Genomic DNA, 10731 nt, shown 5'->3' with positions numbered 1-10731 from the left:
AGCAGGAGCTCTCAGCTTTTATGGAAAAATACAACAATAGAAGAATCAAATCTAAATTAAGGATGAGCCCGGTTCAGTTCCGCGATAAATATCAAGCAACAGCTTAACTACATAGTGTCCAATTTTATGGGGTCAGTACACAGTCCGAGGAGGCTCACCGCGCTCCCGCGGAAAGCGAGTCATTCCCCGCAGCCCCCATGCACTCAACAAACGTCTCGAAACTGAGTCTTCCACAATCCTGCCAGTTAGTTGAATAAAGAGGAGTAATTGAGGGTATGGTACATATACTTTAATTGACAAATTATTTTAACTATTCTTATAATACGTGTAAGCATAAACAGGGAGTGATCAGCAGTGGAAGCTCGCCCCGTCCGCAAACAGCCTGGACTCAGCAAGTATCAGTTAATACTTATATCCGCCATCATGGTAGCTGCATTCTTATCTCTATCCATGATTACGAAAAATTTCAATTATACGCTAGCTTCTTTGATTACAGTCGTAGTGATAAACTTCAGTATCTCACTAAAAACTCTCCGCCTACAAAGAAAAAGAGCCTATAAACCCTGACTTTAAACGTCTGGATCTATAGGCTCTTTTTCTTTTCTTCTATCTTGTTGCTTCTTTTGCTTAATGACATGTAGTTCAAGCTTTCCTCCATATGCTGGTCAATCAGCTGAAGCAAGCGTGACAAGTCTTTATTCTTTAATGCTTCGAGCAATAGTTCATGTTCTTTGAATCGCTGTTCTTCGTACAGATCTTCATCTACGAACACATCATACAACATTAAATACACATTAATTTGATTGAGAATTCGTTCTGTAAAGTCAATCAAAAACGTATTTTTCGTCTTTAAAGCAAGGGTCATATGAAATTGTTTGTTTACATCCAGGTACTCCAGAATATCACGGGTTTCGTAGGTTTTTCTTTCATGTTCAATCCATTCTTCCAACTGAAAAAAATCTTCTTCGTTCATCTGGTCGTAAATTTGTTCAAGGGTCATTTTTTCTAAATGACGCCTCATATCAAAAGCCTGCCTTATTTCTTCAATCGTTGGTTCAACAACGAAGGCACCCCGATTGGAGTAAATTTTGACTAATCCCTCTTCTTCCAGCTTTTTCATTGCATTCCGAATAGGGGTGCGCGAAACTTGGAGTTCTTTTCCGATCATGTTTTCAACAAGTTGAGTACCTGGTGGTAAATGACGAAACAAAATATGATTCTTCAAGTATTCGTAGACGTCATCCGTTCTGGATTGGCGCTCATTGAGCGTATCAGTAAACGTTCGGTTCTGGATGTTATCCCACCTTTTATGCCAGACGTTTAAAGTTTTCACCAAGAATTTCATTCATTGAGTGAACCGTAATGAATGCTTGTTCGTCTATCGCAGTCATATATTTTTTTAGACGCGTGTAGTCCTTACGGCTGAGAATTGTTGTAATAACTTCTTTATCTTCTTGATTGAAAGCTCCTTTAGCCTGGTGGATCGTAGCTCCTCTCCCAAGCTGGTTGACGATGAAATAACGGACTTGTTCACTTTCACGACTAATAATGACAATCTCTTTATTGTCTTCAAATTGTTGCAGCATGTAGTCAATAACCAGACCATTCAGGATGACACCGAAAAATGCGTACATTCCGACAGTTGGTCCAAATAGAAAAATGGATGACGTTGCAATGGCAATATCAGAGAACAAGACGCCTTTTCCAACCTCAATGGAAAAGAATTTATTCAGGATCATAGCAAGGATATCTGTTCCGCCGGTAGAGGCTCCCTGATGGAACACAAGCGCCATTCCTGACGCCGCTATGATTTGGCCGATGATCAATTGAATGAGAAGGTCGTTACTTAAAGCTTCCTGCATAGGGAAGAATGCTTCCAATCCCCATACCATAAAGGACAGAGCAAAACTTGCATAAATGGTCTTCAGACCAAATTGAAAGCCTAGGAATATAAAACCAACAATAAATAATATGATGTTCAAGATGATCATGATCATTCCTAATGAAAGATCAGGAATGACTTTATTCAGAACGATCGAAGCACCACTTACTCCTCCTGTGGCAAGATCATTTGGTGAGAGGAAAAAATGGACATTGATGGCAACTCCAAGCGCACCTAAGTTCATTAACAGAAAAGACCATACTTTTTTCAGCATCAGAAAGCCTCCTTTTTATGTGGAAATAAGTTAGAATTTGTCGAACGAAATTGTAGTACAATCGGGATTATAGAGCCCATATATACGTTTGTAAACAGCTTTGACTGTAAAAAAATAATTTATTTTTTGTAAGCGGTTGAACTTATAATTTTCTAATAAATAAAGGGGTCTGATGGCTGAAATTTCGCAATTTGATGAAATCTAACCCCATATAAAGAATAAAGCAATATTTTGATATCAAGGTTTACGTTAGTTTAATTTTGTCGAATTTGTCCTCCCTTCACCTCGATCATCTAAAATACAGATAAAAAAATCATCATCCGTGGTGGATGATGATTTTCCGAGATTTCTATTTAGGTAACTTGACGGTAACCTTTGTACCTGATCCTTTTTGACTTTCGTACGAAATTTCTCCATTCAGGTCTGAGACAATTTTCTTTGTCACCATCACACCCAAACCGGTACCTTTTTCTTTAGTTGTAAAGAAAGGTTCCCCTATTTTCGCAAGTTCTTGTGGGGTTAATCCAGGTCCATTATCTCTAACGGAAAGCGTTAGATGGGAGCTGGCCATTTGGATGCTTACACGAACCTCTCCTCCTAGATCCACAGCGTCAATTGCATTTTTGACAAGGTTGATAAGGATTTGGTTCAAGCGCTTGGGTTCCGTTTCGAATTTGTCCTGGATAGGATCGCAATCGAAGAGAAGATAGATTTGTTTTTCATTCGCTTCTGGTTCTAACAGACGCAACACATAGGAAACCAGTTGCTCAGGGTCTACCTGCTCCAGCTGAATGGACGATTTCGGCTTAGACAACATCATAAAGTCCTGCACGATAGCCTCTATGCGATTAACTTCATCAAGAATGATTTCCTGGTAGTTATCCCTTAATTCAGGATTGGCTGCACCAATTTGAAGGAATCCTTTAATCGCAGTCAGTGGGTTCTTAATCTCATGGGCAATACCAGCTGACATTTGCGTAATTGTGGACAATTGTTGAGATTTTTCCTTAAGTTCTAACATCTCTTTGTATCCTGTCACGTCCTCATGAATACCAAGGACATAAGAGTTTCCGTAATACTCGACAGGGAAGCCTTTTGTACGAATCCATTTCGTTTTTTCATTAGGGCCTGTAAGACGATATTCGATTTCGCTTTCTTTTTTTGCCATTTCATCTAGAGCTGTCCTCAAAGAAGCCCGATCTGCTTCATGAACTTTTTCCATCAACGAATTCGGATCGAGAAATGCTTCCCGGCGGGGCACCCCGAACATTTCCTTAAAAGCTGGGCTGACATAATGCAGCTCCTTAAAATCCGGCCGGCTGATCCAAAAGACGTCTTTAATGTTATTCGCAAGTAAGGCAAACCTTTCTTCCGACGCCCTTAAAGCTTTTAATTGATTCTTGTATTCTGTTATATCTTGAAGGAAAACAGTGATTCCCATTTCCGTTGGGTGAACCGTGACTTGAACATCTGTATTGGTTTTCTCGAGATAGCCTTCGAACTCTACAGTTTCCTGGGTTTCCATCGCTCTTAAATACTGTTGAAAGAAATAGTAGTGTTCACGAATCGGAAAGATATCCCACAACTTCTTAAAATAATTCTGTAAGAAAGGAATTTCGGTCATTTCTTCCATTTTCGGATTGGCATACGTAACTTCCCAGTTGTGATTGATCAATGCAAGGCCGTGTGGGAATTTATCGACCAGATGCATCATTCTCTTTTTCATAGGGGAAGACTCCGATCCAAACGTTTGTATCATATTCCGATGGTGCTGATATCCAACAGATTGATTCAATGAAAATGTGGCTTCTTTTTGCTTATTCGAAGAGAGAGTCATGGAAGCAGGGCCGTCGTCGAGCATCCCTTTTATACTTTTCAAGGAAAAAGCAATCTGACCATTCGTCAGATGAACCATCTTGCATTGATATTTATGCTTGTTCGCATCAGTCAACTGAACAGACGATTCTCTGAGACCATCTGTAAGAAGACTATGCAGAACCTGTTGTAGTCGTTGTTGTCCTGTGTGACCAAAACTATGGATCCACTGAGAGAATGACATGTCCGACTCTTCAAGTTGAAGTGTTCCTTGCATCTGCTGATTAAGCGTAACCGTTTGTAGACGCAAATCCAGTAAACATGCAGGTGTACCATTCAAACTTAGAACATCCAAAATTTCACCGCTATGCACTTGGTCAGAATACCTCTCTCTAATTACCAATATTAAGACCTCTTTCCTTTTTGCCGTTCAATATTTTCCAGTACGGTTATCATTATAACGTAAGCCTTAACAATTTTGAATATTTTCAAAACAATTCACACATTATTTTTCTATTTACTACAAATTATGAGACAGAAGACAAGTTTATGATCATTTTCTTGTTTCTTTTCAACCTTCGATACTTCTCCACAGTGTTAAGGAAGCATAACTTAAATACGGTTCCCATTCCTTACTCCAATGTTCCATCTGCTCGTATGTCGGTTTATTTTCCAAGCCAAAATAAAACTTCAATGCATTTTGTATTCCAATATCAGCTTTTGGAAAAAGGTTCGGTCGACCAACTCCGAACATCATCCAGTTTTCTGCTGTCCAAGGCCCAATGCCTCTGACCTTTACCAGTTGCTTCATAATCTCCTCATCTGATTCATTCGCTAATGCTTCCAAATCCAGCTTTCCATCCACAATTAAACGTGAGGTATCAATGACATATTCTGCTTTTCGCTGACTGAATTGTAATTCTCTCAATGTTTCATAAGGAGTCTCTGCAACAGTTTGAGGATCTGGATAAAACCATACTCCGTCCTTTTTTGTCCCCAGTGTTTCCACAAAACGAGTGCTCAACGTATATGCGAATTTCATATTCAACTGCTGGTGGATGATGACTTTCATCAAACAGTCATAGAGGTGAAAATCTTTCACAATTGGTGTCCCCGGGTGTGCTTGAAACATGGTTTTCAAACTTGTATCTAAGAAATGGTGGTGTACTTTTTCTATATCTATATTCCATTGAAATAAATCAGATATGTGGGAGAGCAACGCTTCTTTGTCTTCCTCACTGTCACTCGAGACTTCAAAAGAAGGATCAGCGGTTGTGCCGAGCCCTTGGACACGGACAATGTGATGATTCCCTTCTAATTTCACTGGAACATCCACCCACCGCTCTTCTCTGTTCAAACGGGTTAGAGGGTCAAATGCCCATCGAAGTAATGTGTAATCAAAATCATAAAAAGTGTTTGCTTTAAACTTTTCTTTCCACAAACTGTTTTTCCTCCCTTTTGTCGGACGATTTGTTTATATTTTGTTAAGAATGGGAACTATGCCCTAATATCCTCTTTTACTCATTTCCAACTTCATCCCTTTTCAAACATTCTTCTACATCCACATACATATGTCCACCCACTGTTTTCGATTTAATTTCTCTTCCATATCCATCCCTCATTAGAAAGGAAAAACCACTACACGGGGTGTGCAGTGGTTTAGACTCAGAGTCCCCAGACAGGCGCGGGAACCATCTGTTTGATCATAAGATCATTCAAACTTCCAAAACTATATCCTCTTTTTCTTAGTTCATCAATCAGTTGAGCCAAGGCTTCCGCATTATCTTGAGAAACGGTGTGCAGCAGGATGACAGCGCCTGGGTGAATTTGGTCGATAACACTCCTATAGGCATATTCCCATCCTTGTTGTTTGTCTGTCTCCCAGTCCACAAAAGCAAGAGACCAAAAGGCATGAGTGTATCCAAATTCTTTCGCCCACCCTAAAGTTTCCTCATTAAAGGTTCCGCGCGGCGGACGAACGAAAGTCATCACTTCCTGATCGGTCAACTCTTTGACAGCTTCGTCCACCCTTTCTAACTCCTGCTTCATTTTTCCCTTCGATACTTTTGTGAAATCAGGATGGCTCCAGGAATGATTCCCAATTAAATGCCCTTCCTTCGCCATCCGTTTTAAAAGGTCAGGTGCACTTTCAATATAATGACCGGTGACAAAAAAAGTGGCCGGCACACCCTTATCCTTTAATACATCGAGGACTTGACCGGTGTACCCTTGTTCATAGCCATTGTCAAAGGTCAAATAAACAATCGGGTCACCCGAAGGGTCCACATAAAACCCATCATACTTTTCAATCATCGGCCCATACCTTCCCACATCAGGTACAGAACCATCTTTCTTCTTACTGAAACCCCAGCCTTCAGCCAAGGTCTGATTTGGCAAAGTCAAGAGGACTAACACCAGTACTAAGGCAAAAGTTCTTTTCCACATAACGGACCACTCACTTTTTTCTTAGTATGTGTGGACTTTTGATGAATATAAAAAAAGGCAGGTGGGAAAATTACCCACATGCCTTTTATAAAAATAGCGATGCTGCCCATCCGAAGATGAAGAGTGGAATATTAAAATGTAAGAATGTCGGCACACAAGTATCCCAAATATGATTGTGCCTTCCATCTGCATTCAATCCGGATGTCGGACCAAGTGTACTGTCAGACGCAGGAGAACCAGCATCACCTAAGGCTCCAGCGGTTCCAATTAAAGCAGCTGTTGCCATTGGTGAGAATCCGGCTGACAAACAAATGGGTACGAAAAGTGCGGCCAATATCGGAATGGTGGCAAAAGAAGAACCGATACCCATAGTTACGATTAAGCCGACTAGAAGTAGTAAGAACGCGATGAATGCTTGATTATCACCAAGATAGGCGGAACTGACTTCGACAAGAGCGGATACAGATTCTGTTTCTGTCAGAACGTTTGCATATCCTGCTGCTACTAACATAACAAAAGCGATGAAACCCATCATACCTATTCCTTCATTCATTACCTTGTCTCCTTTATAATAAGGCACGACCCGGAAGATGAACATAAGGATGATTCCTGCGAGTGCAGCTAAAATAAGGTTCTGCCAAACCGCTTGAATCACTAAGGTGACAATGATGGCGACTATTGTCCAGAAATGTTGAAGGTTGAACTTGGCTGGTTGTACTTTCTCTACTTCAAACCCGTTTCCCTCTGTGGCTACATCCGGCAATTCACGTTTTTTCCGATACGTAATAAAAATAGCAATGAAAAGACCAACAATCATCCCTGATCCTGGAATGATCAAAGATTGAGCGATCGATCCGATGCCAAGGTCGATTCCACTGCTGCTCATGGATGATTGAATCGTTTCGTGGAAGATGTATCCAAACCCGACCGGCAACATCACATAAGGTGCTTTCAAACCAAAGGTCAACGCGGCCGCAACTGCACGGCGGTCCAATTTCATTTCATCAAATAATTTCAGTAATGGTGGAATTAAAATAGGAATAAAAGCGATGTGTACAGGGATTACATTCTGGGACAAGCTCGCCACAAATGCGATGACTAGTACCATCATTGTTCGTTTATCCTTTAAAACTCGAAGCAGATAGCCAATCAGCAATGAAGTAATCCCCGAATAGCTGATCGCTACAGCAAAGGCTCCTAATAGTATATAACTAAGCGCTACGCTCGCCTGTTCGCCCATACCGCCGACAAGCAATTCTAATGAACTCACTAAAGTCTCCCCGTTCATGAGTCCTGCGGTCAGCCCTGCGGCAAGAATAGCGATAATGACATTCACACGTAATAAACTTAAGACTGTCATTACCAGGACAGAGACAACAACTGCCCATGCCATAAAGCATTCTCCTCTCATTCTTTTCATGCATTAACGATTTATCATGATAAAGCACGAACGCAAAAAAATCAACCCTCAAAATAATTGAGAGTTAATTCTAACGATTCACTGTTTATTCCATGTTCTTTTCAAGGTCTTCCAACATGGAAATAAGACGATCGATATCTTCAACAGAAGTTTCTTCCGGGTCTAACTTTTCAATACGTCCCATAAAATCCGCCAGGCGCACTTTGAGATCCTCGATTCTTTCTTGTTGTGACATTCCTCTGCACCTCTTTTCTGTATCATTCACGTTTTAACCACGTCCATCATAGTACATGTCAAAAGACCTGTCCACAAAGAAGAAATCCCCCCACCACTAATGCTATAATGCTTGGTAGAACATATAGGAGGACGAACTCATGTCATTAGACGATTTTAATTCTTACTTAGAAGAAAACCCAATAATCAGGTTATTAGTAATAGCAGCGATACTTTTTGTAGTTGTTCTCATCCTCCGTAAAGTCATTCATACATTTTTCAAAAAAACGGACTTTATTGAGGAAAGAAAAGAAAACACTCTCGAATCCATGCTCAACTCCATCATCAGTTATACAGCACTTATAGGTTTCATATTTGTCATCCTTGATGAATTCATTTCTATTGAAAGGCTGCTTGCTGGGGCTGGAGTCATCGGAATTATTGTAGGTATTGGTGCTCAAAGTTTGATCAAAGACTTTTTTGCTGGGCTGTTCTTTCTATATGAAAAGCAGCTTCATAAAGGGGACTTCATTTCGGTCAACAACACCTTCCACGGTACAGTGGAGGACATTGGCCTCCGGTTCTTAAAGGTCCGTCAATGGAGTGGAAAGTTACTCACCATAAGCAATGGTCAAATCAAAACGATTGAAAATTATAACTTTGAATACATGCGCGTGATTGAAAAGGTGACGACAAGCTTTCATCAAGACCCTAAACAAGCGTATCAAGTCTTAGAAAAAGCTTGTGAGCGTTTAAATGAAGAATTACATGAATACTTGAAGAAAGATTTGACGGATAAGCCTTATGAACCTTTTCAAGTATATGGGATGTCTTCTTTGAACCACGAACACCGGGGTTATGAATACACAGTCGTCGGTGTGGTCAATGACTTAGTTTACTGGACGGCAGCAAAAAAAACGCGCCTCATTCTTGCTGAAGAATTGTTTGAAAACAACCTCTTCATGGCAGAACAGCGCGTCGAATTGAGTTCATCTGGTCATGAAGACCATCATTTCACTTCAAATGAAAAGCTCACGTGATCTTGGATCGGGATCCATGCCCCGATTCCCTGTCTCGTGACATTTTTTACGTTCAACGTTTTTTTCGAACCTTTGAGCTGAATGTAAACATCCCCAAAGGTCACTTCCCCTTTTTCATTCACAGCTGGTGCATAAGCATGCAGAATACCCACTTTGTTCGTTGGTACACCATAGGTATTGTTTTGCTTCGTCCCTTTACCAATAACGGTATTGAATGAAAGTGGAAGCTTTGTGTTCTTTTGTGCTTCCAGAAGAATAAGCTTCATCATTTGGTCGCTGTGACTAATTCTTGATGTGAGACCACCTTTGATCTGCTTTTCTTCTTTTTGGACATAACTCAGCTTTTCTGTCTGCTTTCCACCATGGTTGCTGTATTCATTCGTATTGATCTCCTGGTATTCCCAATTGATATTCGTTTCTTTGGATTCGTAAGCAAGCGGCCATCGTCCTAAAAAAATCTCGCCTCTGTAACCAATAGCGAACGGAGATGGTTTTAATGATGTTTCATTCAACATCTCAATCAACTGCGGATTCGTCACTCGAATGTTCGTATCTTCCATTAATTCTTTCGTGATTTCTTCCTCTTCCAGCAATTCTTGATCATCTGTCGAATTCGGATACGTGTTGTCCTTAGATATGTTCAGCACATGATTCGGAATCGCACTTTCTTTTTCTGCTTTCTTATTTTCAGCTGATATCGATCCAGCACTGATGAACATGAAGATCCCAATAAATATGATCAGTCCTAACCATTTTCTTTTCACATCATGGGCCACCTTTCTTTTTTTCTATTTTGTGAAAAATGGCCCGGACTATACACAGGGAATCAAGAAAGCATCTTGTTCATAACGTGATTCGCCTTCCCATCGAAAAACTGAATGAAAGGTCCGATCAGGACAATAATAATCACGGTACCGATTCCAATCGGTCCTCCCAGGACTAAAGCAAGTACAAGTGCAAAGACTTCTGTCAACGTTTTTGCCGTTCTTAAACTGAAGCCGAACCTCTTCTGCAAAGCAACCATGAAGCCATCAATAGGGTTCAGAGAAAACTTCGGCTGTAAGTATAAAGAAACTCCAAAAGCAATGATTGCAATCCCGCCAACCAGCACCGTCAATTGAATCCAAAAAGATGCGAGACCGAAAGTATCGAAAACCGATAACATCCAAAAATCAATGAATTGTCCAATGACAAAGATGGTGATAACCGCCAATAAATCCGGCTTTTCCTTGGCAATGATAGCGTTTGTAAAAATCAGCATAGCCCCGATAATAATGACCCAGCTCCCCACAGTAAAACCAATGGTCTCAGACAGGCCGACATTAACAGCATCCCAAGCGCCAGCGCCGAGATCTGATTTGATTGTTAAGGTGATCCCAAGGGAAATGATGATTAACCCGATCAAATAAAAGAAAGCTTTAACAAAAATATTCCTCATTCCATCTCTCTCCTCTTTCTTGTATGTATGGCCAGACAAAACTGTTGGCACTTCAACATTTATTTCACTATATGGCAGGTTTCTTGAAGACTCAGTTTCGAGGCTTTTGTGTGGTTCTAGGAGCTCCGGGAAAAGGTTCGCTTTCCATGGGGCGGGCGGTGAGCCTCCTCAGGCTACGCCTTCCGGGGTCTCACCTGTCCCACA

General features: G+C 40.8%; 11 protein-coding genes. 2 read left to right on the top strand and 9 right to left on the bottom strand.

Features of this window, described 5'->3' with window-relative positions; all coding sequences use genetic code 11:
• Positions 1-20 precede the first annotated feature (20 nt).
• Positions 21-107 (top strand): IS3 family transposase, encoded by an 87-nt coding sequence (locus VKA52_RS20755; RefSeq protein WP_442788813.1) that lies wholly within the window; start codon positions 21-23, stop codon positions 105-107.
• A gap of 476 nt (positions 108-583) precedes the next feature.
• Here the strand turns inward: VKA52_RS20755 and VKA52_RS01565 are convergent, their stop codons facing one another.
• From VKA52_RS01565 to VKA52_RS01535, 7 genes are all read right to left on the bottom strand, one after another.
• Positions 584-1333, bottom strand: a complete 750-nt coding sequence (locus VKA52_RS01565; RefSeq protein WP_326313952.1) for a GntR family transcriptional regulator — start codon at positions 1331-1333, stop codon at positions 584-586.
• Entirely contained in the window at positions 1308-2156 is an 849-nt protein-coding gene (locus VKA52_RS01560; protein WP_160914303.1) for a YitT family protein, read from the bottom strand. Before VKA52_RS01560 ends, VKA52_RS01565 begins: the two co-directional genes overlap by 26 nt.
• A gap of 349 nt (positions 2157-2505) precedes the next feature.
• Positions 2506-4374 carry an ATP-binding protein gene (locus VKA52_RS01555; RefSeq protein WP_326313951.1) on the bottom strand — a complete coding sequence of 623 codons (1869 nt, stop codon included), beginning with the start codon at positions 4372-4374 and terminating at the stop codon, positions 2506-2508.
• 168 nt (positions 4375-4542) lie between these two features.
• Positions 4543-5412: a DNA-3-methyladenine glycosylase family protein gene (locus VKA52_RS01550; protein ID WP_160914301.1), complete on the bottom strand. Its 870-nt coding sequence runs from the start codon at positions 5410-5412 to the stop codon at positions 4543-4545.
• Positions 5413-5636: 224 nt separating this feature from the next.
• Positions 5637-6416, bottom strand: a complete 780-nt coding sequence (gene pdaA / locus VKA52_RS01545) for a delta-lactam-biosynthetic de-N-acetylase (protein WP_326313950.1) — start codon at positions 6414-6416, stop codon at positions 5637-5639.
• Positions 6417-6501: 85 nt separating this feature from the next.
• Complete coding sequence (locus VKA52_RS01540) at positions 6502-7809, bottom strand: Na+/H+ antiporter family protein (RefSeq protein ID WP_326313949.1); 1308 nt, start codon at positions 7807-7809, stop codon at positions 6502-6504.
• Between the two features lie 112 nt (positions 7810-7921).
• Positions 7922-8071, bottom strand: coding sequence for an SE1561 family protein (locus tag VKA52_RS01535; protein ID WP_167356021.1), 150 nt, complete (start codon positions 8069-8071; stop codon positions 7922-7924).
• 139 nt (positions 8072-8210) lie between these two features.
• On the opposite strand from VKA52_RS01535, the gene VKA52_RS01530 reads away from it, so the two are divergent.
• Positions 8211-9089: a mechanosensitive ion channel family protein gene (locus tag VKA52_RS01530; protein WP_326313948.1), complete on the top strand. Its 879-nt coding sequence runs from the start codon at positions 8211-8213 to the stop codon at positions 9087-9089.
• On the opposite strand, the gene VKA52_RS01525 is transcribed toward VKA52_RS01530, so the two are convergent.
• Positions 9059-9853 carry a YfkD family protein gene (locus tag VKA52_RS01525; RefSeq protein ID WP_326313947.1) on the bottom strand — a complete coding sequence of 265 codons (795 nt, stop codon included), beginning with the start codon at positions 9851-9853 and terminating at the stop codon, positions 9059-9061. The two genes, VKA52_RS01530 and VKA52_RS01525, sit on opposite strands and share 31 nt — an antisense overlap.
• A gap of 62 nt (positions 9854-9915) precedes the next feature.
• A complete protein-coding gene (locus VKA52_RS01520) occupies positions 9916-10527 on the bottom strand; it encodes a YczE/YyaS/YitT family protein (protein WP_160914292.1) in 612 nt (203 codons plus the stop codon).
• Between the last annotated feature and the right edge of the window lie 204 nt (positions 10528-10731).

It is taken from the genome of Halobacillus sp. HZG1, from assembly GCF_035818575.1.
Lineage (GTDB): Bacteria > Bacillota > Bacilli > Bacillales > Halobacillaceae > Halobacillus > Halobacillus litoralis.
This window is presented reverse-complemented; position numbering and strand designations above follow the sequence as displayed.

Excerpts from the sequence above, each read along its gene's own strand:
- VKA52_RS01535 (WP_167356021.1), bottom strand. The coding sequence starts at position 8,071 with ATGTCACAACAAGAAAGAATCGAGGATCTCAAAGTGCGCCTGGCGGAT.
- VKA52_RS01520 (WP_160914292.1), bottom strand. The coding sequence starts at position 10,527 with ATGAGGAATATTTTTGTTAAAGCTTTCTTTTATTTGATCGGGTTAATC.
- pdaA (WP_326313950.1), bottom strand. The coding sequence starts at position 6,416 with ATGTGGAAAAGAACTTTTGCCTTAGTACTGGTGTTAGTCCTCTTGACT.
- VKA52_RS01530 (WP_326313948.1), top strand. The coding sequence starts at position 8,211 with ATGTCATTAGACGATTTTAATTCTTACTTAGAAGAAAACCCAATAATC.
- VKA52_RS01560 (WP_160914303.1), bottom strand. The coding sequence starts at position 2,156 with ATGCTGAAAAAAGTATGGTCTTTTCTGTTAATGAACTTAGGTGCGCTT.
- VKA52_RS01540 (WP_326313949.1), bottom strand. The coding sequence starts at position 7,809 with ATGGCATGGGCAGTTGTTGTCTCTGTCCTGGTAATGACAGTCTTAAGT.
- VKA52_RS20755 (WP_442788813.1), top strand. The coding sequence starts at position 21 with ATGGAAAAATACAACAATAGAAGAATCAAATCTAAATTAAGGATGAGC.